The organism is Terrabacter koreensis (genome assembly GCF_054783315.1).
In genome coordinates, this window is record NZ_BAAGQU010000004.1 from 99,835 (window position 1) to 119,937 (window position 20,103).

20 protein-coding genes are annotated in these 20,103 nt (G+C 71.6%); 10 read left to right on the plus strand and 10 right to left on the minus strand.

The annotated features are described in order from the left end of the window. Nucleotides 1–38 precede the first annotated feature (38 nt). Both ACYVNR_RS03165 and ACYVNR_RS03170 read left to right on the plus strand, forming a co-directional pair. Nucleotides 39–1,223 carry a carbohydrate ABC transporter permease gene (locus tag ACYVNR_RS03165; RefSeq protein WP_461046517.1) on the plus strand — a complete coding sequence of 395 codons (1,185 nt, stop codon included), beginning with the start codon at nt 39–41 and terminating at the stop codon, nt 1,221–1,223. After that, a complete protein-coding gene (locus ACYVNR_RS03170) occupies nt 1,220–2,080 on the plus strand; it encodes a carbohydrate ABC transporter permease (protein ID WP_045191177.1) in 861 nt (286 codons plus the stop codon). The genes ACYVNR_RS03165 and ACYVNR_RS03170 overlap by 4 nt, the downstream gene beginning before the upstream one ends. On the opposite strand, the gene ACYVNR_RS03175 is transcribed toward ACYVNR_RS03170, so the two are convergent. Continuing rightward, complete coding sequence (locus ACYVNR_RS03175) at nt 2,070–2,882, minus strand: phosphatase PAP2 family protein (RefSeq protein ID WP_461046520.1); 813 nt, start codon at nt 2,880–2,882, stop codon at nt 2,070–2,072. The genes ACYVNR_RS03170 and ACYVNR_RS03175 overlap by 11 nt on opposite strands. Nucleotides 2,883–3,028: 146 nt before the next feature. Between ACYVNR_RS03175 and ACYVNR_RS03180 the strand changes: the two genes are divergently transcribed. Beyond that, on the plus strand, nt 3,029–4,723 hold the full coding sequence (locus tag ACYVNR_RS03180) for an HNH endonuclease signature motif containing protein (protein WP_461046522.1): 1,695 nt from the start codon (nt 3,029–3,031) through the stop codon (nt 4,721–4,723). Between the two features lie 18 nt (nt 4,724–4,741). Here the strand turns inward: ACYVNR_RS03180 and ACYVNR_RS03185 are convergent, their stop codons facing one another. After that, entirely contained in the window at nt 4,742–5,263 is a 522-nt protein-coding gene (locus ACYVNR_RS03185) for a CAP domain-containing protein (RefSeq protein ID WP_082080935.1), read from the minus strand. 110 nt (nt 5,264–5,373) lie between these two features. Beyond that, nucleotides 5,374–5,874 carry a DUF4385 domain-containing protein gene (locus tag ACYVNR_RS03190; RefSeq protein WP_461046524.1) on the minus strand — a complete coding sequence of 167 codons (501 nt, stop codon included), beginning with the start codon at nt 5,872–5,874 and terminating at the stop codon, nt 5,374–5,376. 96 nt (nt 5,875–5,970) lie between these two features. Here ACYVNR_RS03190 and ACYVNR_RS03195 point away from each other — a divergent pair, with 96 nt between their 5' ends. Further along, nucleotides 5,971–6,549: a GNAT family N-acetyltransferase gene (locus ACYVNR_RS03195; RefSeq protein ID WP_045191182.1), complete on the plus strand. Its 579-nt coding sequence runs from the start codon at nt 5,971–5,973 to the stop codon at nt 6,547–6,549. A gap of 10 nt (nt 6,550–6,559) precedes the next feature. Then, nucleotides 6,560–7,147, plus strand: coding sequence for a DNA-3-methyladenine glycosylase I (locus tag ACYVNR_RS03200; RefSeq protein WP_458802791.1), 588 nt, complete (start codon nt 6,560–6,562; stop codon nt 7,145–7,147). A gap of 14 nt (nt 7,148–7,161) precedes the next feature. Here the strand turns inward: ACYVNR_RS03200 and ACYVNR_RS03205 are convergent, their stop codons facing one another. Continuing rightward, nucleotides 7,162–8,718 (minus strand): phytoene desaturase family protein, encoded by a 1,557-nt coding sequence (locus ACYVNR_RS03205; protein ID WP_461046527.1) that lies wholly within the window; start codon nt 8,716–8,718, stop codon nt 7,162–7,164. 75 nt (nt 8,719–8,793) lie between these two features. Beyond that, complete coding sequence (locus ACYVNR_RS03210; RefSeq protein WP_461046529.1) at nt 8,794–9,873, minus strand: SGNH/GDSL hydrolase family protein; 1,080 nt, start codon at nt 9,871–9,873, stop codon at nt 8,794–8,796. A 251-nt stretch (nt 9,874–10,124) separates the two neighbouring features. Between ACYVNR_RS03210 and ACYVNR_RS03215 the strand changes: the two genes are divergently transcribed. The 3 genes from ACYVNR_RS03215 to ACYVNR_RS03225 all read left to right on the plus strand — a co-directional run bounded on the left by ACYVNR_RS03215 (nt 10,125) and on the right by ACYVNR_RS03225 (nt 14,204). Then, nucleotides 10,125–10,817: a PH domain-containing protein gene (locus tag ACYVNR_RS03215; protein WP_458802787.1), complete on the plus strand. Its 693-nt coding sequence runs from the start codon at nt 10,125–10,127 to the stop codon at nt 10,815–10,817. Between the two features lie 56 nt (nt 10,818–10,873). After that, on the plus strand, nt 10,874–12,334 hold the full coding sequence (locus tag ACYVNR_RS03220; protein WP_461046531.1) for an MFS transporter: 1,461 nt from the start codon (nt 10,874–10,876) through the stop codon (nt 12,332–12,334). A 70-nt stretch (nt 12,335–12,404) separates the two neighbouring features. After that, nucleotides 12,405–14,204 carry an AMP-binding protein gene (locus ACYVNR_RS03225; RefSeq protein WP_461046533.1) on the plus strand — a complete coding sequence of 600 codons (1,800 nt, stop codon included), beginning with the start codon at nt 12,405–12,407 and terminating at the stop codon, nt 14,202–14,204. A 3-nt stretch (nt 14,205–14,207) separates the two neighbouring features. On the opposite strand, the gene ACYVNR_RS03230 is transcribed toward ACYVNR_RS03225, so the two are convergent. Then, on the minus strand, nt 14,208–15,845 hold the full coding sequence (locus ACYVNR_RS03230; protein ID WP_458802783.1) for a metallophosphoesterase family protein: 1,638 nt from the start codon (nt 15,843–15,845) through the stop codon (nt 14,208–14,210). 103 nt (nt 15,846–15,948) lie between these two features. Between ACYVNR_RS03230 and ACYVNR_RS03235 the strand changes: the two genes are divergently transcribed. Next, nucleotides 15,949–16,152 carry a hypothetical protein gene (locus ACYVNR_RS03235; protein WP_045191188.1) on the plus strand — a complete coding sequence of 68 codons (204 nt, stop codon included), beginning with the start codon at nt 15,949–15,951 and terminating at the stop codon, nt 16,150–16,152. Next, complete coding sequence (locus tag ACYVNR_RS03240) at nt 16,149–16,832, plus strand: histidine phosphatase family protein (RefSeq protein WP_461046535.1); 684 nt, start codon at nt 16,149–16,151, stop codon at nt 16,830–16,832. The genes ACYVNR_RS03235 and ACYVNR_RS03240 overlap by 4 nt, the downstream gene beginning before the upstream one ends. 27 nt (nt 16,833–16,859) lie before the next feature. Here ACYVNR_RS03240 and ACYVNR_RS03245 read toward each other — a convergent pair whose 3' ends face one another. The 4 genes from ACYVNR_RS03245 to ACYVNR_RS03260 all read right to left on the minus strand — a co-directional run bounded on the left by ACYVNR_RS03245 (nt 16,860) and on the right by ACYVNR_RS03260 (nt 20,076). Further along, a complete protein-coding gene (locus ACYVNR_RS03245) occupies nt 16,860–17,498 on the minus strand; it encodes a bacterial proteasome activator family protein (RefSeq protein ID WP_045191190.1) in 639 nt (212 codons plus the stop codon). 125 nt (nt 17,499–17,623) lie between these two features. Continuing rightward, nucleotides 17,624–18,235 (minus strand): hypothetical protein, encoded by a 612-nt coding sequence (locus tag ACYVNR_RS03250; protein WP_045191191.1) that lies wholly within the window; start codon nt 18,233–18,235, stop codon nt 17,624–17,626. Between the two features lie 143 nt (nt 18,236–18,378). After that, entirely contained in the window at nt 18,379–19,356 is a 978-nt protein-coding gene (locus ACYVNR_RS03255) for an NAD(P)H-quinone oxidoreductase (protein WP_461046537.1), read from the minus strand. 9 nt (nt 19,357–19,365) lie between these two features. Further along, nucleotides 19,366–20,076, minus strand: a complete 711-nt coding sequence (locus ACYVNR_RS03260) for a Type 1 glutamine amidotransferase-like domain-containing protein (RefSeq protein ID WP_461046539.1) — start codon at nt 20,074–20,076, stop codon at nt 19,366–19,368. Between the last annotated feature and the right edge of the window lie 27 nt (nt 20,077–20,103).

The following is a 20,103-nucleotide window of genomic DNA, read 5'->3' on the forward strand; positions in this document are numbered from 1 at the left end:
CTCTCTCCCCACGGTCGCCGATCCCCCAGGAGGGCTTCATGGCATCCATCGACGAACGTCCCCCGGACGACGTCACCGCGTCCGGCGCGCGAGCCGGGCAGGTGGCCGCGGTCTCCGCGGGCACCCCGACCGGCCAGGCCGGCGCTCCCGGCGCCCGACGTGCGCCGCGCCGCAACCGGGGCGGCCTACGCGGGCGAGAAGGCGCGGCGGGCTGGCTCTTCGTCGCCCCCATGATCGTCATCCTCGGGGTCTTCCTCGTCATCCCGATCGGGATGGCCCTGTGGGTGAGCTTCACCAACTGGCAGGGCAACTCCAACCCCTTCCAGGTCGGGCAGGGCACCGATGTCGTGGGTCTGAAGAACTACACCGACCTGTTTGCGCGCGACGGCCTGACCCGCGACAACTTCATGCAGTCGATCGGCAACACCTTCTACTACGTGCTGCTCGTCGTCCCGCTGCAAACGGCCCTCGCACTCGGGCTCGCGCTGCTCGTCAGCAACACGATGCTCAAGGGCCGCAGCTTCTTCCGCACCGCCTTCTACTTCCCGTCGGTGACGAGCTCGATCGCCATCGCGACGGTCTTCCTCTTCCTCTTCTCCAACACCGGCGCCGTCAACGCCTTCCTCGCCTTGTTCGGCATCGACGGGCCACAGTGGTTCACCGACAGCCGAGGCCTGCTCCACCTCGCCTTCAACGCGGTCGGGGTCGACAACCCCTCGTGGGCCCAGGGTGAGATCTTCGGACGCACCCTCTGGGACTGGCTCTCCGGCCCGTCGGTCGCGATGTTCGTCATCATCTTCCTCGTCATCTGGACGACGTCGGGCACCTTCATGCTGATGTTCATCGCGGCGCTGCAGGACCTGCCCGTCGAGATCGACGAGGCGGCGGCCCTCGACGGCACGTCGCGCTGGCAGAAGCTGCGGCACGTGACGCTGCCGATGATCAAGCCGGCGCTCTTCCTCGTCATCACGCTCGGGATCATCGGCACGTGGCAGGTCTTCGACCAGATCTACGTCATGGGCAAGGGGCAGCCCGACGGCACGACCCTGAGCCCGGCCTTCCTCTCCTACCAGCAGAGCTTCGGCAACTTCCGCTACGGCTCAGGTGCAGCCATGGCCTTCGTCGTCTTCCTCATCATCGTCGTCCTGACGCGATTGCAGCGCTACGTGCTTACCGACAAGGACGACCGCAAGCCCCTCTTCCGACTCGGAGGCCGCAAGTGATCGAGCGCCGGTCCAACCCCGTCAAGACGATCCTGCTGTATGCCGCACTGCTCGCCTTCGCGGTGTTCTTCATCTACCCCTTCCTCATCCAGATCTCGACGTCGTTCAAGACCGACCCCGACGCGGCGAACAATCCGTTGTCACTCGTGCCGAACCCCGTCACGACCCAGGTGTGGCAGCGGATCTTCGGTCAGACCGGCGACTCCTCGGTGCCCGTCACGACCTGGGTCCAGAACTCGTTCATCGTCACCCTCGTCGTGACGGCCGCGCGCGTCTTCCTCGACTCGCTGGCCGGTTACGCCCTGTCGCGGCTGCAGTTCCGCGGCCGCAACGCCGTCTTCGCAGCCCTGCTCGCCGTGATGGCGGTCCCCGGCGTGGCCCTGCTCATCCCGAAGTTCCTCATGGTCAACTACCTCGGCATCTACGACACGTACACCGCGATGATCCTGCCCCTCATCGTCGACGCCGCAGGCGTCTTCATCATGAAGCAGTTCTTCGACTCGGTGCCGGTCTCGATCGAGGAGGCGGCCCGGATGGACGGTGCGAGCATCTTCCGCACCTTCTGGTCGGTGGTGCTGCCGATGGCCAAGCCGGCGCTCATCACCCTGACGATCCTGTCGTTCCAGGGTTCGTGGAACGAGTTCTCCCACTTCCTCGTGGTGACCAAGGGCACGCCCGAGCACCAGACGCTCGTCACCGGCCTGGCCAGCCTGACGAGCGGACAGCTGGGTTCCGGCACCCAGTACCCCCTCAAGCTCGGCACCGCCCTGCTGGCGACGATCCCGGTCGCGGTGCTCTTCTTCGCGCTCCAGCGCTACTTCATCCGGGGCGCGAACGAGGGAGGCGTCAAGGGGTGAGGGGCCGTGCCACTGCCTGAGGGCGCTGGCGCAGGGTCAGCCACAGCCGGTGGGCGGTGACCACGACGAGCGCCCAGGCGAGGCCGATGAGCCACCCGGCGACGACGTCGGTGAGCCAGTGGTGTCCGAGGAAGACGCGCGAGAGGCCCATGGCGAGCACGAACACCGTGGCCACCGTGACCGTGGCGACGCGCTGCCAGGTGGCGGTCGTCTCGATGAGGACGAGGTACGCGACCACGGCCGTCAGCACGGTCGCGTTGAGGGTGTGACCGCTGGGAAAGCTGGGCGAGACCTCGAGCGGAGGCACGGCCAGCGCGGCCGGCGGGCGTGCCCGGTCGACGAAGTCCTTGCCGACGATCGTCATGGCGAGGGAACCGGCCGCCGCGACGACGGCGAGCACGATGGGCGTCCAGCGGCGCCGTCGCCACGTGATGACGGCGACGGCGAGCGTGGCGAGGATCGGCATGCCGACCGGTCCGCCGATGTCGGTGAAGGTGGTGACGGCCGAGTCGAGGGCGGGGGAGCGCAGGCCCACCGCCGCATCGAGCACCGGCTGGTCGACCGCGGAGAGCGAGTTGTTCTGGACGACGCTCTCGTAGACGGTCTCGATGCCCTCGACGAGTCCGACCATGACGATGATGGCGACCGCCGCGAAGACGACGAAGGCCAGGTGCGCCGACGACCACTGCACCGTGCGCGTCGTGACGGCCACGAGCCAGCGGCCGAACCGGGTGTGCCACGACGTGAGGTCGCGGGCTCCGATCGTGTCGTCGGGGGTGGGCGGCCGGTCGGCTGGGCGCATGCGCCCATCTTCACCCACGGAGCGAGCGTCGCGCGGAGGAGACAGGCCGCACCGGTGCTGGGTTGCTGACGGTGAGGGTGCGCCCGTCAAGCCTTTCTCGAACAAGTGTGCTAAAGTATGACAAGAGCATACGTGAGGAGGGTGGCATGCTATTCGAGGGCTCCATGGCCTGCGCGCCGCCTCCGAGGTACGAGCATGACGTCTCCGACGTCCTGCTGGACCTGTCCCTCCTCTCGCAGCTCTACGCGGTGCGGGCCGCGACGCGCACCGCGGTGCCTCTCCATGGCCGCTCACCGGCTGTACGAGCTGTCCGACGTGAGGTGGCGCGCGTCGTGCTCGAACGGCAGTTGCCGGCCCTCGTCGCCGAGCTCCTCGCCGCTGCGACCGACGACCTGGCGGTGGCGCCGCTCTCGGACACCGAGGCGATGGCCAGCGGCGAGCTGCGGATCGTGGAGGCCGTTGAGCGCTGCAAGTCGGTGCTCGACGGCGTCGCGCTCGAGGCGCTCGCACGGCTGGAGGCGACGATCGATGCGGGGGAGCAGGCCCGGGCTGCCGACCTCGGACATCCGCGACCGGCCGGCTGGGTCGACGTCACTGAGCTGACCGTGCTCGAGGTCGCAACGGCGACGGGTCTGGGGCAGCAGGAGGTGGGCGCCCGACTCGACCTGGCAACGACACGAAGTCCTGGTGTGGCCGAGCTGCGGTTGCGCCTCTCGAGGGGCGAGGTGAGCCTGCATCGCGCGTGCTCCATCGAGCGCGAGATCCGCCGGCTCCCGCCGGAAGCGGGGCCTGGCATCGTCGAGGCGACGCTGCGGGCCAAGGACGACGCGCCGCCATCGCCGACGCTGTTCCGTCAGCGCCTGACTCGCACCTGTCTGGCCGCCGACCGTGAGGCTGCGGCCCGTAGGCGCGCGGCCAGGAGGCTGCGTGGTGCCCACGCCCGCATCGACGGCGACGGCCTCGGGGTGCTCACCGTCACCAACGACGCCGACAAGGTCATCGCCGTGATGGAGCGCGCCGATGCCCTCGCACGTGCCGCGCGACAGGCCGGTGACCCGCGTTCGCTCGACCAGCTGCGGGCCGACGCCATCACCGACGCGGTGGCCTTCGGTCAGATCCACCTGTCACCACGAGCCTCTGCGTCCCCGAAGGTCGCCGGCGCGGTCGAGACCGCGAGCGGCGCTGTTTCCGTCGGTGCGATCGGATCCCCGCCTGCTGCTGGCGACGTGGATGCCGCGCCGGCAGACCTCTTCGGACGCACGAAGGTGGGCCGGCGCCCGGCCGCGGTGGTCACCATCGTCATTCCGGTCAGCACGGCTCTGGGGCTCACCGATGCGCCCTGCGAGATCCCGGGCTACGGCTGGGTCAGCGCCGAGCACGGTCGCCAGATCATGCTCGGCCCCGAGTCGACCTGGCGCCGCCTCCTCGTCGACGCCGAGACGGGCGCCGCGCTCCGGCTGGAGACGCGGGCCTACCGCCCGACCGCAGAGATGCGGGCGCACGTCGAAGCCGTCGACGGGACGTGCCGCGGCCCCGGCTGCACCGTCCCGGCCACCCGTTGCGACCTCGACCACGACATCCCGTGGCCGCACGGCCCGACGGCATCCACCAACTTCACCGCAAAGCACCGGTTGCACCACAACGTCCGCACCCACGGGCACTGGCACGCCGAGCGCGACCCCGACGACGACACCGTCCGCTGGCGCACGGCGGCGGGGCGTCGCTACACGAGCCGTCCCCACGACTGGCTCGAAGCCCTCCGAGAGTCACCGCCACAGGATCGATCGAGCGACCATCCGCGTGACGGCTCGCACGAGATCGACGACCCGCCGCCCTTCTGACGCTGCGGCCTTCCTGGGTCAGCCGCCGAAGTCCTGGGTCCAGTAGGTGCCGTACGGGCCGCCCGTCGCGTAGCCGACGCCGATGGCCGTGTAGCGACAGTTGAGGATGTTGGCCCGGTGGCCGGCGCTCTTCATCCACGCCGCCATCACGGTCGACGGCGTGCGGTAGCCGGCCGCGATGTTCTCGCCCAGCCGGGTGCCGGGGTAGCCCTGGGCCCTGATGCGCTGCACGAACGTGCGACCGTCGGGTGACGTGTGCGAGAAGTAGCGGCGCCTGGCCATGTCGGCCGAGTGCGCCTGCGCAGCCCGAGCGAGACGCGCATCGGTGACGAGCGCCCGGCAGCCGACCTTGGCCCGCTGCGCGTTGACGAGCTGGACCACCTGCTGCTGGTAGGTCAGGGCAGCGCTCGCGGGGGCCGCAGCCGTCGCGAGCGGCGCCGCAGCGAGCAGCACGGTCAGGCCGGCCAGCACGGCGGGACGGGCTCGGCGGGCGCGGCGGGCGCGGGTAGTCGGAGCAGGCGTGATGGGAGTGGTCTTCATGGTGCCTCCGGGGCGGCGTGACGCGGCCGTGTGCCGTCACGCCACGGTAGGCGCGTAAGTACCCGTACACCCACGAAACCGGCAAAAAGGGCGCGACCTCCCGCGCCGGCTCAGCCGTACCGGTCCCGGTGCTCGGCGCGCCAGGACGTGTACGCCTCGATCTGTTCGACGGCATCCCAAGCCGCCTTGAAGATGCGGGCCGACTCCGCCTTCTCCGGGTCCTCGGGCCCGCGGGGCAGCTCGCGCCGGCCGTGCGAGCCGCTCTGCCCCCGCCGATCCGCCGGCACCGGCCCGCCGTACTTTTTGCCGCCCGCGTGGTTGGCGTAGCGCCGGGCGCGCGTGAACCCCATCTGGAGGTACTTGCGCGCCACGTCCGCGCCCACGAGGTCTCCGGCCTCCAGGTACGCATCGAACCGGGACCGGATCGCCGCTGCGCTCTCGCGGGCGGCCTCGGGCGTGCGGAAGCGCCACAACGGCAGCAGCTCGTCCTTGTACGGCTGCACCCGCAGGACGCCCTGCTCACCGCGACCGACGCGATAGAGCTCCGGGTGCGCCCGCAGGTCGAGGGTCGAGAGGTCGACTCCCTCGTACGGGTCTGCGGGCGACGTCACCCCACCACCATTCCCGCTCCGACTCCGTCCCTGTCGCTGCGCTGCTCACTGTCGGCGTCCTCATGACTGTCGGCGCCACTGGCTAACCTGCCCACCATGACCATCGACGTCCGGCCGGCCACGCTGCAACGCTTCGACGACGTGGCCACGATGCTCGGCCCGAAGAACCCTGCCAGCACCGTCTGCTGGTGCCTGAGCCACCGCCTCGACTCGAGGACCAGCAGGCAGCTCGTCGGGGCCGCCCGGGGCGACTACGTCCGGGACCTCTGCAGCCGCGAGGTCGCGCCCGGCGTCCTCGCCTACGACGGCGACGAGGTCGTCGGCTGGGCCGCAGTGGCTCCTCGCGCCGAGCTGCCGTTCGCGCGCTCGACGAAGATCCCGCACGTCGACGACCTCCCGGTGTGGTCGGTCTGGTGCATCCGGGTCCGCCCGGGCCATCGGCGCCAAGGCATCTCGCACGCCCTGCTCGAGGGAGCCGTCGACTACGCCCGGCAGCACGGTGCGCCGGCGGTCGAGGGCTACCCCGTCGACAACCACGGGGCCAAGGTCGACCTCACGATGGCGTACGTCGGCACCCGCGGCCTCTTCGAGCGCGCCGGCTTCACGAAGGCCGCCGACACCGACTCCATCTCGGGTGGCTTCCCCCGCGTCATCATGCGCCTGGCGCTGTCCTAGGGTCGGCGCCATGACGGTCGTTGGTGCAGACGGGCTCGCCCGCCCCACGTGGGCCTCGGTCGACCCCTTGCTCATGGACTACTACGACACCGAGTGGGGCATGCCGATCCGCGACGAGCGCGGCCTCTACGAGCGCATCTGCCTCGAGGGATTCCAGTCCGGCCTCTCGTGGGCCACCATCCTGCGCAAGCGGCCGAACTTCCGCGCGGCCTTCGCCGACTTCGACCCCGACGTCGTCGCGACGTTCACCGACCGCGACGTCGAGCGACTGCTCACCGACGCCGGCATCATCCGCCATCGGGGCAAGATCCAGGCGACCATCGCCAACGCCCGCGCCACGATCGCGTTGCGCGACGAGGGGGGCCTCGTCGACTTCGTCTGGGCGTTCCAGCCGACCGACACGCCACGACCCAACGACCACTCCGACGTGCCGACCGTCTCCGAGGAGAGCAAGGCGCTGTCGAAAGCCTTGCGCAAGAAGGGTTTCTCCTTCGTCGGCCCGACGACGATGTATGCCCTGATGGAGGCCGTCGGCATCGTCGACACGCACCTGCTCACGAGCCACCGCCGCGGCAGCTCGGGCGTCTGGCCGGCCTGACCCGACGCGGGGGTTCAGCCGAGGATCGCCCTGGCGGCGTTGTGGCCGGGGATCGAGCTCACGCCGCCCCCGCGCCGCGCGCCCGCGCCGCCGAGCAGCACGTTGGCGTATGCCGTCTCGACGCCCCACGCACCCACCTCGGCGTCGCGCTCCGCCCAGGGCCACTGCAGCGAGCGGTGGAAGATGTTGCCGCCCGGCAACCCCACCGACTGCTCGAGGTCGACGGGCGACTTCACCTCGATGCACGGGTTGCCGTGCACGTCGCGCGCCAGCACCGACTCGATCGGCTCGCCGAGCACCGAGTCGAGCGAGCGGATCGTCGCGAGCAGCGCCTCCTTGGTCGCCGTCTCGTTGTCGTCGCGGAAGAGTCGTGCCGGCAGGTGCAGCCCGAACAGCGTCAGGGTCTGCGCCTCGGTCGAGGCGAGGTCAGGGCCGAGGATCGAGCGGTCCGACAGCGTGTGGCAGTAGATCTCGCACGGCGGCAGGTCGGGGATGCGCCCGTCGCGCGCTGCGGCATACGTCTGCTCGAGCTGTCCGTAGCCCTCGTTGATGTGGAAGGTGCCGGCGAACGCGGCGGCCGGGTCGACCGAGGCGTCGCGCAGCCGGGGGAGCCGGGTCAGCAGCATGTTGACCTTGAGCTGGGCGCCCTCGACGTCGGCCTCGGTGTCGACCGGCTCGGCACCGGAGGCGGCGAGCAGCCGGTTGAGCACGGTGGGTGCGCACCCGGCGACGATCGAACCGCCGACTGCGCTGCCGCTGCCGGCCGATCCTCCGGCCCACGCCACCTCGCCCGTGGACGGGTCCACCGACGTCACGTCAGCGCCCGTCACGATGGTGGCTCCGGCCGAGGCCGCCGCTGCCGCAAGGGAGTCGGTGAGAGCACCCATGCCGCCGACGGGCACGTCCCAGTCGCCGGTGCCACCCCCGATGAGGTGGTAGAGGAAGCAGATGTTCTGGCGCAGGTCACCCTCGTCGAGCGAGGCGAACGTGCCGATGAGGGCATCGGTGGCGATGATGCCGCGCAGCGTGTCGTCGGAGGTCACCGACTCGATGAGCTCGCCGACGGGTCGCGTCGTCAGGGCGTCGAAGAGGGCGTCGTCGCCGGCGAGCGCCCGCACGTCGTCGCGCGACCGCAACGGCTCGAGCACGGTGGGGAAGAGGCGCTCGGCCACCCGACCCATGCGCGCGTAGAAGTCGGTCCACCCGGCATACGCGTCGTCGCCCCCCGTGAGGGAGCGGAACGCCGCGCGGGTCGCGGCCGCGTCGGCGTTGTCGACGAGAAGCCCACGGTCGGGGTTGCCCGGCACCGGCGTGTAGGAGGAGTAGCGGCGCCGGATGAGCCGCAGGTCGAGGTCGAGGTCGGCGAGCACCTGCCGCGGCAGCAGCGAGACGAGGTAGGAGTAGCGCGACAGCCGGGCATCGACACCGGCGAAGGCCTGCGCCGACACGGCTGCGCCGCCCACCCGGTCCGAACGCTCGAGGAGGAGGACGGTCCTTCCCGCGCGGGCCAGGTAGGCGGCGGCCGTGAGGCCGTTGTGTCCGGCCCCGATGATGATGTCGTCGTAGCGCACCCGGTCAGACTAGGTGGCTCGGCCGGGCGGCGCCCGACGACCTCATCACGTCTTCAACGTGACGTCACCGCGACGTCACGGCACCTCCGCTGCCTGCCGCTGCGACCACGTGCGGTCGGCGGCGTCGATGCTCGCGCGGCTGCGCAGGTCGACCCCCGCCCGCCTCGCGGCGGCCTTCGCCTCGGGGGTGGTGAGGTCGGGGGCGACGAACCGCTCCGGCGTGATCGCGCGGTCGGCGGCGGCATACCTGCGGTTGCCCGCTGCGATGGCGTCGGCCGAGTAGGTGGACGATCCGGACGTCGCAGCGAGGGTGACCCCGAACGCCGGCTTCGTCACCACGGCGTAGCCGTCCCGGTGACCGGCGACGTTGGGGTGGTAGCTCTCGCTGACCGGGCTGGACAGGCCGTTGAGCCACTCCGGGCTGTCGCAGACAGCATGGCCGACGAACCTCGACGTCGGGTTGACGAAGGTGAAACCACGGGCGGTCGCGGCGCTCGAGGTGCGCGAGTTGAGCAGGTCGGCCGTCGCGTTGAGCCGTGACTCCTCGGTCGGTGAGAACCACGTGAAGGCGTTGCAGTCCTCGCCGTTGAAGATGCGGGGGTAGCCGACGACGATCACCTTCGCGTTCGGTGCCTTCGACCGGATCGAGGAGTAGAGCGTCGACAGGCGCCCCGGCAACGTGTTGTTGATGATGCTCTGCGCGCCGTCGATGGCCCCGTTGCAGTCACTCATCCAGGCCGGCTGCGCGCACTCCGTGAGCACGTCGGCGAAGCCGGCGTCGTTGCCGCCCACCGAGATCGTCACGTATGCCGTCGAGCTCGTGAGCGCCGACAGCTGGGTGTTCGTCACGTCGGCGACGGTCGCGCCCGAGCAGGCGCGGAAGGTGAGGGCGAGGCCGAGCGAGGCCGCGTCGAGCGAGGGATAGGCGTAGACGGAGCGTTGGCACGACGTGCCGTCGCTGATGTAGGTGCGGGTGCCGGTGCCCGACGAGTACGAGTCGCCGAGAGCGACGTAGGACCCGCCGGCGGCGACGGCCGGTGAGCCGAGCGCCAACGTGGCACCGATTCCGACGAGGGCGGTGAGGCCGGCCCCGAGGGCACGCCTGCGGATGGTGGGGGAGGTGGAACTGGAGGACCTGACGGACTTGCTCTTCACGACACACTCCTTTGTGGGTGGAAGGCTGATGACGCCGAGCACTGCAGAGCCATGCGAAGGGGCGCCGACCCTGGCTGGTGTGCCGCAGGTCACACGTCCCTTACCGGACAGTAGGGCCCGACGGGCGAGCCCGCGAGCCGAAGTCGACGCGCCGCCGTCGAGGGCCCGCGTCGGCCGGGCCGACGGCCTAGGCTGGCAGTGCACCGTGGTTCCGGAGGCCCGAGGGGGCCTCAGCGACAGGAGGATCGACGATGGGCTTCCCCGAGAACGTGCTGGCCAAGGGCGAGAAGGTCGAGCGCGACCTGCACCCGCACTGGCTCACGGTGGTGGTGCCGACGATCTTCGGCCTGCTGCTCGCCGCCGTCTGCATCGCCATCGCCGTCGTGACCCCCGACGACACCACCGGCAACCGCATCCAGTGGGCCGCGGTCATCGTGCTGGTGGTCGTCGCGGTCCCGGCCGTCGTCGTGCCCTACCTGCGCTGGCGCACGACGCACTACGTCATCACCTCACACCGCGTCATGGTGCGCCGCGGCATCCTCACCAAGAACGGCAAGGACATCACGCTGTCGAAGATCACCGACGTGAGCTTCCAGCAGACCGTCCTCGACCGGCTCATCCGTTCGGGGTCGCTGCACATCGAGTCGGCGGGCGACAGCCCGGACGAGAACCTCGCGAACATCCCGCGCAGCAACGAGGTCCAGCAGCTCATCAACCGGCTCATCGACGAGGACGACCTGCGCCGCCGCCGTCACGGCAACGGTTCCGGCGGCCCGGGCGACGTCGACGGCGAGGGCTACGGCGATTCCTACGGCGAGGGCGCCGGGCCCGACGACACGACGGTCATCCGCCAGGGCCGCCGGGACCCTCGCGACCGGCCCCGGCTGGCCGAGGAGCGGCCGCGCCGGCCGCGTGACGGGTCGGACGGGGACGACCCGGCCTGACGGCATACGCGATGGGTGTTGACCTCAAGCTGGCTTGAGGTTGCACGCTCTCGGGTGTGACCCGACCCGCGACCGCCACCGAACCCGTTCCCCGGCTGCTCTCCCGTGACCACGCGCCGCTCGCCCTCGGCGTCGTCGCGCTCGTGACGCTCGGCGCCTTCGAGAACCGGGCCGTATCGACGGCCCTCCCGAGCGTGCTCGGTGAGCTCGACTCCATCGCCGGCTACGGCGTCGTGACCGCCGCCCCGCTGGCGTCCTACCTCGTGGCGCTCGCTGCTGCCGGGTGGTGGGCCGACCGCCGCGGTCCTGCGCCCGTGCTGCGCGCCGGGATGCTCGCCTTCCTCGTCGGGATGCTCGCGACCGCGACCGCCGCGACCCTCCCGCTGCTCGTCGCCGGGCGACTGCTCGGGGGGTTGGCCGAGGGGTTGCTCGACGTCGGGGTCATGGTGCTCGTCGCCCGCGCCCTGGACCCACGTCTGCGCCCGCGGGTCATGGCGCTCTTCGCCGCCGCCTGGGTGCTGCCCTCGGTGCTCGGTCCCGCCCTCACCGGAGCCGTCACCGAGGCCGTCGGCTGGCGATGGGTCTTCGCCGCCGGCCCGGTCGTGCTCGCGCCGGTCTGGCTCGCCCTGCGGCCGGCGATCGCAGCCTCCGAGGCGGGTGCACCGGCGGCACGAGTTCAGGCGGCACCCGACCCCACCTCGGCAGAGCGACGACCGCTGCGCCGCGTGCTGCCATGGGCGTTCGTGGCCGCCACGGCCCTCGTCACCCTCAGCGTCGTGGCCGAGCGACCCGCGTCGGGCAGCGGTGCCGACCAGGGCGCCACGAGCGCGCTCGGCTCGGGCGCCCACGTCTTCGTCCTCGCCGCCTCTCTCGTGGCGCTCGCGCTGGCGGCGAGGCGACTGCTGCCGGAGGGCTCGCTGCGCGCCGCCTGCGGCATCGGCGGGGTCGTCGCGCTGCGCGGCCTGCTCAGCGCCGCCTTCATGGGCGTCGGCGCGTTCCTGCCGCTCGTGCTCACGGTGCTGCGCCACCACGGGCCCCTGACGGCGGGGATCAGCCTCAGCATCACGGGCGTCACGTGGTCGGCGGGCTCGGCGCTGCAGAGCCGCTTCGACGGCCGGCCCATGCTCCTGCTGCGGCTCGGCTTCGGGCTGCTCACCGCCGGCCTGGCCACGACGAGCCTCATCGTCTGGGCCGATGCACCCACCGCCGTTGGCCTCACGGGCTGGGCCGTGGCCGGCCTGGGCATCGGCCTGACGTCGAGCACCCTGTCGGTGCTCACCATGGGAGCGTCCGACGATGCCGACCAGGGCCGCCACAACGCCGGCGGACAGATGGCCGCGTCGATGGCCAGCGCGGTCTTCCTCGCCGTCGCCGGCGGGGTCCTCGGATGGTTCGGCACACCGTCACGCGAGGCCTTCGGCGTCATCAGCGGCCTCGCCGTGGCGCTCGGTGTCCTGGCCATGGTCGTCACCGGCCGGGCCCGCTGCGCCGTCGACGTGGCTGTCCGGCGCGCCTGACCGGCCCTGACCACGGATCGGTCGGGGCTTCTTCTTCTGGCCCGGCCCTGCGCGTGGCAAGGTCGGAGCCATGAGCCTCCCGAGCGACGACGCCACGACCGGAACCGCGACCGGACCCACGACCGGAACCACGGACCCGACGGCCGCCTACCGGGCAGCCCGCGACCAGCTGGTCGAGCTGCGGGGCGACCACGCGAGAGCCGTGCAGGAGTTCACCTTCCCCGACGTCGGGGACCGCTGGAACTGGGCCGTCGACTGGTTCGACGCCATCGCGCGCGGCAACGACGCGCCGGCGCTGACCATCGTCCAGGAGGACGAGTCGTCGGCGACGGTCAGCTTCGACGAGATGGCCCGGCGCTCGGACCGCGTCGCGGCGTGGCTCGGCTCCCTGGGCGTCGGCCGGGGCGACTCCGTCGTGCTCATGCTCGGCAACCAGGTCGAGCTGTGGGAGACGATGCTCGCCGTCATGAAGCTCGGCGCCGTCATCGTGCCGACGACCACCGCCGTCGGCCCCGGCGACCTCGCCGACCGCATCGAGCGGGTCGCGGCGCGGGCTGTCGTGACCAACGCGTCGGAGGTGCACAAGCTCGACGAGCTGCCCGGCGACTTCCTGCGGGTCGCCGTCGGCAGCGACGCGACCGGCGGCGAGCTCGAGGGCTGGCACGCGTACGCCGATGCCCACTCGGCCGACGCCGCGCCGGCGGCTCACCCGGGCACCGGACCCGACGACCGGCTGCTGCTCTACTTCACCTCGGGCACGACGAGCCGACCCAAGCTCGTCGAGCACACGCAGCGTTCCTACCCCGTCGGGCACCTCACGACGACGTACTGGATCGGCCTGCAGCCCGGCGACGTGCACCTCAACATCAGCAGTCCCGGCTGGGCCAAGCACGCGTGGTCCTCGTTCTTCGCGCCGTGGATCGCCGAGGCGACGATCTTCGTGTACAACTACGCCCGCTTCGACGCGGCCGCGCTGCTCCGCGTCCTGCGCGAGCACCAGGTGACGTCGATGTGTGCGCCCCCGACCGTCTGGCGGATGCTCATCAAGAGCGACCTCACGGGCGGGCCGGGTGCGCTGCGCGAGGTCGTCGGTGCGGGCGAGCCGCTCAACCCGGAGGTCATTGCGCAGGTCGAGAAGGCGTGGGGCCTGACGATCCGCGACGGCTACGGCCAGACCGAGATGACGCTGTCGGTGGGCAACACCCCGGGCTCGGTCGTCAAGCCCGGATCGATGGGCCGGCCGCTCCCCGGCTACCCCGTCGTGGTGGTCGACCCGGTGACGAACGAGCCTGTCACCGAGGCCGATCCGGAGGGCAACCGCGAGGGCGAGATCTGCCTCGACCTCTCCCGCCGGCCCGTCCCGCTCATGACCGGCTACCAGGGCGACGAGCAGCGCAACGCCGACGCCATGGCCGGCGGTTTCTACCACACGGGCGACGTCGCCTCGGTCGACGCCGAGGGCTACATCTCCTTCGTCGGGCGCACCGACGACGTCTTCAAGGCGAGCGACTACAAGATCAGCCCGTTCGAGGTCGAGTCGGTGCTCATCGAGCACCCCGCGGTGGCCGAGGCGGCGGTCGTGCCGTCACCCGACCCGGTGCGCCTCGCCGTGCCCAAGGCGTACATCGCCCTGGCCCCCGGCCACGAGCCCGGCGAGGAGGTGGCGCGCTCGATCCTCGCCCACGCCCGCGAGAAGCTCGCGCCGTGGCAGCGGGTGCGCCGGGTCGAGTTCTTCGAGCTGCCCAAGACGATCTCGGGCAAGATCCGCCGCGTCGAGCTGCGTGGCCGCGAGCGCGACCTCGAGGCGCTCGGCGGCAGCCAGCCCGACCTCGAGTGGCGCGACGACCAGTTCCCCGACCTCAAGGGGTGAGCGCTACGGGGTGATCGTCGACGTCGACGGGGCCGACGCCGCCACCGGGATGGGTCGCAACGTCGTGTCCTCGAGGCGGCTGCAGATGCGCTTCTCGGGGTCGGGCTGCGTCTGGCCCGGCTGCTGCACGGTGGCCGGGGGCCGGTAGGGGTCGATGCGCGCGCCGCTCACGACCTGCACGCTGTCGTACGCCGGCCGTCCCTCGAGCAGGTTGCGGAACGAGTAGCGGGTGAGCGAGGTCAGCTCGCACGACGTGCCGAACTGCGCGATGTCGAAGGAGTACGGCTGGCCGTTGAGCTCCTGCCCCGCGCCCTCGGAGTAGTGCGACACGACCCCGCCGCCGGTGAACGTGCCGACCTGGATGCGGTTGCCCTCGAGGGCGGGGGTGTGGATGTGCCCGTTGACGAGGAGGCGTCCGCGCTCGACCTGCTCGGCGGCATACGGCTCGTGGGTGACGACGAGGTCGGGCTCGGGCTCGTCGGCCACGGCTGCGTTGTAGCGCTCCGCGGCCGGCTTCGCCTTGGCCGTGGGGTCGGCGTTGTCGTCGCCGAAGTAGCGCGGGTCGTTGAAGCCGGTGATGCGCAGGCCGTGGAACGACAGCTCCCGCAGGCCGCCCGCGGCGTCCTCGAGGAGGACGACGTTGGGGATGCGCGCCATGCGGGCGAGGACGGCCCGGTCGGTCGGCGACGACTGGTCGTGGTTGCCGCTCGTGAAGACGTAGGGGACGCCCAGCGACTGGATGGAGCGGTAGATGCCGGCGGCGTCGCCCTCCTGCACGCGCCCGAAGTTGACGAGGTCGCCGCTGTCGATGACGGCGTCGATGTCCTCCTGCTCGATGATCGTGCGCATCAGGGCGTATTGGTTGGCGCCGTGGATGTCGGAGACGAGCAGGAAGCGGGCCGAGGGCGGCCCCTCGACGGTGCCGGCGACGTACTTCTGCTGGAGGGCCTGCGTGACGGCGAGCAGGTTGCGGAAGTACGGCGTCACCTGGGTGGCGCGGGCCTCGACGTCGGCGAGCAGGCCCGCGTTGCGCTGGACGACGCCGAGCACACCGCTGGTGCGGTACTCCGCGAAGCGTGCCGGCTGGTAGGTCACGGCGATCCCCGCGAAGGTGCCGGCCGTCGCGACGACCATCGCCGAGGCGACGAACGCGACGTGGTGGCGCCGGGTGTTGCGTTGCCGGATGTAGTGCGACGCGAGGGCGAGCAGCACCGCGATGGCGCCGGCGCCGAGGACGAAGCGGAGCCCGACGCCCCGCGCGGCCTGCCCGATCGCCGCCGAGATCTCGTCGTTCGAGGGTTGCAACGCCTTGATGTCGACGTTCGGTCGGGTGAAGAGGTTCGTGATCTCCTCGCGCACCGCCACCTGCACGTCGAGACCGGGCGCGACGACGGGAGAGGCGAACTGCACGTCGACGTCGCCGACGATCGTCGGGGCGTGGAGCACCGGCGAGTGCCGCGGCACGGGGTCGAGCCGCAGCACGGCGCGGTACTGCGACGTCTCGGCCACCGTTGGCGCGAGGTTCGTCGCGGCGACCCCGCCGAGGTAGCACGCCGCGAGCACGGCGAGCCACTTGAGCACGTGCGACCCGCGGCGCAGCCAAGGGCTGTCGCCGGCCAGCAGGTTCCGCACCTGTCGCACCGCCTCACCCTAACCGGACCCTGACCTGTCACCTCGGGAGCACCCGCCGTTCACGTCGGCCTGCTGCCATGGGGCCATCCCGGCGACGACGCGAGGAGCAGACGTGGGACCCGTCCACCGCAAGGCCGTCGTCGGCGCGCTCCTGATGGCGTATGCCGTCCTGCTCGCCTTCGGGCAGCGCCTTCTCGGCGGGTCGGCCGGGGTCGTCATCCTCGTGGCGAGCTTCGTCGTCGGCTTCGCGTGGCTGCTGCTGCTCGTCGCGCCCTGGGCAGCAAGGGGTCGGCGCGACCGTAGTCTGAACCGGTGAGCCTCGAGCACCGGCCGAACCGGATCATCCTCGTGCGGCACGGGGAGTCGGAGGGAAACCTCGACGACACGGTCTACGAACGGGTGCCGGACCACCGGATCAGCCTGACCGACAAGGGTTTCGAGCAAGCGCGCGCGACCGGCGAGAGGCTGCGCGAGGTGCTCGACGGCGAGTCCGTCGAGGTCTACGTCTCGCCCTACGTGCGCACCCGACAGACCCTCGCGGCGCTCGCACTACCGGTCGCCGAGCGGGACGTGCGGGTGGAGCCGCGCCTGCGCGAGCAGGACTGGGCGAACTTCCAGGACCCGGCCGACATCGCGGAGCAGAAGGCGCTGCGCGACCGCTACGGGCACTTCTACTACCGCTTCACCCACGGGGAGTCGGGCTCCGACGTCTACGACCGTGTGTCGACGTTCCTCGAGTCGATGCACCGCAACTTCGAGACGCCCGCCGCCCCCCGCAACGTCGTCATCGTGACGCACGGCCTGACGATGCGGCTCTTCTGCATGCGCTGGTTCCACTGGAGCGTCGAGTACTTCGAGTCGCTCGACAACCCGGCGAACGCCGAGCCGGTCGTGCTGCTGCGCCAGCCCGACTGCCGCTACAAGCTCGAGCGGCCGTTCTCGCAGTGGAACACCGCCGTGGTCCCGACCGAGCGCGAACGCTCCAGCTGGCTCTGACGGGGCGCCCCGGACGGCACCCCGGCCTCAGAGGTACTGGCCCGTCGGGCCCACCTCGCCGGGGTGCGGCTCCGGGTGGGTGCCGGGGGGCGTGCCGTAGGACGCGCCGGGACCGGGCGGCAGGGCGCGCATCTGCTGCAGCTGCTGCTGCGCCGCCATCTGCTGCGCGACGAGCGCCGTCTGGATGCCGTGGAAGAGGCCCTCGAGCCACCCGACGAGCTGGGCCTGGGCGATGCGCAGCTCGGCGTCGGTGGGGGAGTCGTCGCGGAAGGGCAGGGCGATGCGGTCGAGCTCCTCGACGAGCTCTGGCGCGAGGCCGTCCTTGAGCTCCTCGAGTGAGCGGTGGTGGATGTCGGCGAGCCGGCGGCGGCCGGCCTCGTCGAGCGGTGCGTTGCGCACCTCCTCGAGCAGCTGCTTGATCATCGAGCCGATGCGCATCACCTTGGCCGGCTCCTCGACGAGGTCGGCCGGGTTGGTGCGCTCGCGCTGCTCGTCGGACTCGCGACGCTCGCGGCTCCGGCCGTGTCCCTCGTCGCTCCCGTCGTTGCCGTCGGTGAGGGGTGTCGCGACGCCCATGCCGTCGGGCGTCACGACGACGATGCGGGGATCGTCGTTCGTCGCGCCGTCGTCGGTGACCTGACCCTGGCGGCTCGCGTCGTCGCTCATGCGTCCCATCCTGCCTCACCCAGCGGCGGCACGAGGTCGGGGCCCGTGCGTCCCCGTCAGGACGCACGGACCCCGTCGCTGCGCTCAGCGCGCCGCTCGGTCGCAGCCGCGTGGCTCCCGATCCGTCAGCGGGCGCCTGCCGTCGCGAACCACGGGTGGTGCAGGTCGTGGTACTGCACGTCGCTCATGGCCTTGTCCATGTCGGCCATCTGCTCCATCATCTCGGGCGGCATGGCCTTCTTCTCGCCCTCGCGGGCCTCTGCCTCGGTGCGGAACGCCATCGTCTGGGTGAACCAGCCGTCCTTGTCGACCGCGATGGTGCCGCCGAGGATGTCGGGCCGCTCGGTGTGGAGCGTGTCCATCGGCATGTCGCGCATCATGCGGAACTTCTCCTGGTCGCTGATGCGGCCCTGGATGACCTGGACGAACTGCGCGTCGTCGGACCCGCCGTCGAGCATCATCGTCACGTCGTCGCAGTCGTGGAACGTCACCTCGCCGTCGAAGCACTGCTCCGTCTCGGCCCACCAGGCGCCCTGCTCGGGGCGCTCGCTGTTGCGCATCGCCGACTCCCGCGAGTCGAAGCGCACCACGCCGATGAACTCGTTGTCGTCGTCGATGCCGTAGGTGCCGCCGAGCCAGCCGGTGGCGCCCGGCTCGAGCTCGTCGCGCCAGGCGTCCATGCGGGCGTGGAGCCGGTCCGCGTCGTGGGTCTTGCCCTGAATCACTTGGATGAACACTGCAGGTGCCTCCCGGTACTCGTGTGGTGGTGGGAGGGCCGCTTCGTGGCGAAGTGGTCCACGTGACGACGGTACGCCGGTGGCCGCGCGGGCGACACGGGACGAGTCGGACACAGCCGGATCGTCCCGCGGCACAGTGATGCTCAGGTGGTCAGGAGAATCTTGCCGATGTGGCCCGAGGCCTCCATCTCGCGGTGCGCCTCGGCGGCGTGCTCGAGCGGGTGGCGCGAGTGGATGATCGGGCGCACGTCGCCCGACTCGACGAGCGGCCACACGTGCTCGCGCACGGCGGCCACGATGGCAGCCTTCTCGGTGGCAGGGCGGGCTCGCAGCGAGGTCGCGATGACCGCGGCACGCTTGGCGAGGAGCATGCCCATGTCGAGCTCGCCCCGGCGGCCGCCCATGAGGCCGATGGTGACGAGCCGGCCGTTCGTCGCGAGCGCCTCGACGTTGCGGCCGAGGTACTTCGCGCCCATGTTGTCGAGGATGACGTCGGCGCCGTGGCCCTTCGTCAGCTCGCGCAGGCGCTCGAGGAAGTCCTCCTCCTTGTAGTTGACGAGGAACTCCGCTCCGAGGTCGCGGCACGCGTCGAGCTTCTGCTGGCTGCCGGCCGTCACGGCGACGTGGGCACCGACGGCCTTGGCCAGCTGGATCGCCATCGTGCCGATCCCCGAGCTGCCGCCGTGGACGAGCAGCACCTGGCCGGGCTGGATGTTCGCGACGAGGAAGACGTTGGACCACACGGTGGCGGCCACCTCGGGCAGGCCCGCCGCGTCGACGAGGTCGACGCCGCGGGGCACCGGGAGCACCTGCTCGGCGGGCACCGCTACCTTCTCGGCGTAGCCGCCACCCTCGAGGAGCGCGCAGACCTCGTCACCCACGTGCCACTGCCCGACGCCCTCGCCGACGGCGGCGATGCGGCCGCTCACCTCGAGGCCGGGGTACTCCGGCGCGCCGGGCGGCGGCGGGTAGTGCCCGAGGCGCTGCATGACGTCGGCGCGGTTGACCCCCGCCGCCACGACGTCGATGAGCACCTGACCGGGCCCCGCCTCGGGGTCGGGCACCTCGTCGAGGACGAGGCTGTCGGCGGCTCCGGGCTCGGGGATCGTGATGGCGCGCATGCCCCGAGCCTATTGACCGGCCGAGCGGCGCCGCACCGCGACCGCCCCGTCGGAGGTGCGCTCGACGTCCCACACGTGCCCGGCACCTCGCACGACACCACCGGGCCCGAGGACCGTGTCCTCGTCGATGGCGACGCCACGCGGTGCGAGGCCCTCCTGCACCACGGCGACGAGTCGCGACAGGTTGCCCCACTGCGCCGCGTGCACGTCCACCGCCCCGTCGACGAGGCCGATGCCCCCGACCACGGTCAGCGGGTCGAGCTCCTCGTTGCTGTCCTCGGGGCAGACCGGTCGGCCGTCCACCCGCCACCCGCCGATGACGGCGTGCGTGCCGGCCACGGCGGCACCTGCGGAGAAGCCGGCATACGGCAGGCCCGCGTGGACGCGCGTGCGGATCTCGGCGTACGCGGGCGAGAGGGACGCGTGGTACTCGGGCGTCGGTCCACCGCCGACGAAGAGCCCGTCGACGCCCTCCAGGGCGGACGCGTCGAACTGCGACCCCTCCTCGACCCGCGCGATCTCCAGCTCGTGCCCGCCGACGAGCCCGAGAGCGCGCCGGTAGCGCTCGTGGTACTCGAGCGACTCGGGGTCGGTGCCCATGACGACGAGGAGGACGCGGGGCGTCCGGCCGGCTCTGCGCGCTGCTGCGTCGACGAAGCCGCCGTAGACGTCGCGGGCACGATCGTCGTCCCACCCGCCGCCGACGAGGAAGAGGTCCATCCCTGCACCCTAGGGAAGGAGCCGGCG

What these genes read in the sequence shown, in the direction of transcription:
- ACYVNR_RS03165 (WP_461046517.1), top strand. Translation starts at nt 39, where the DNA reads ATGGCATCCATCGACGAACGTCCCCCGGACGACGTCACCGCGTCCGGC.
- ACYVNR_RS03175 (WP_461046520.1), bottom strand. Translation starts at nt 2,882, where the DNA reads ATGCGCCCAGCCGACCGGCCGCCCACCCCCGACGACACGATCGGAGCC.
- ACYVNR_RS03180 (WP_461046522.1), top strand. Translation starts at nt 3,029, where the DNA reads ATGCTATTCGAGGGCTCCATGGCCTGCGCGCCGCCTCCGAGGTACGAG.
- ACYVNR_RS03185 (WP_082080935.1), bottom strand. Translation starts at nt 5,263, where the DNA reads ATGAAGACCACTCCCATCACGCCTGCTCCGACTACCCGCGCCCGCCGC.
- ACYVNR_RS03195 (WP_045191182.1), top strand. Translation starts at nt 5,971, where the DNA reads ATGACCATCGACGTCCGGCCGGCCACGCTGCAACGCTTCGACGACGTG.
- ACYVNR_RS03200 (WP_458802791.1), top strand. Translation starts at nt 6,560, where the DNA reads ATGACGGTCGTTGGTGCAGACGGGCTCGCCCGCCCCACGTGGGCCTCG.
- ACYVNR_RS03215 (WP_458802787.1), top strand. Translation starts at nt 10,125, where the DNA reads ATGGGCTTCCCCGAGAACGTGCTGGCCAAGGGCGAGAAGGTCGAGCGC.
- ACYVNR_RS03225 (WP_461046533.1), top strand. Translation starts at nt 12,405, where the DNA reads ATGAGCCTCCCGAGCGACGACGCCACGACCGGAACCGCGACCGGACCC.
- ACYVNR_RS03245 (WP_045191190.1), bottom strand. Translation starts at nt 17,498, where the DNA reads ATGAGCGACGACGCGAGCCGCCAGGGTCAGGTCACCGACGACGGCGCG.
- ACYVNR_RS03255 (WP_461046537.1), bottom strand. Translation starts at nt 19,356, where the DNA reads ATGCGCGCCATCACGATCCCCGAGCCCGGAGCCGCCGACAGCCTCGTC.
- ACYVNR_RS03260 (WP_461046539.1), bottom strand. Translation starts at nt 20,076, where the DNA reads ATGGACCTCTTCCTCGTCGGCGGCGGGTGGGACGACGATCGTGCCCGC.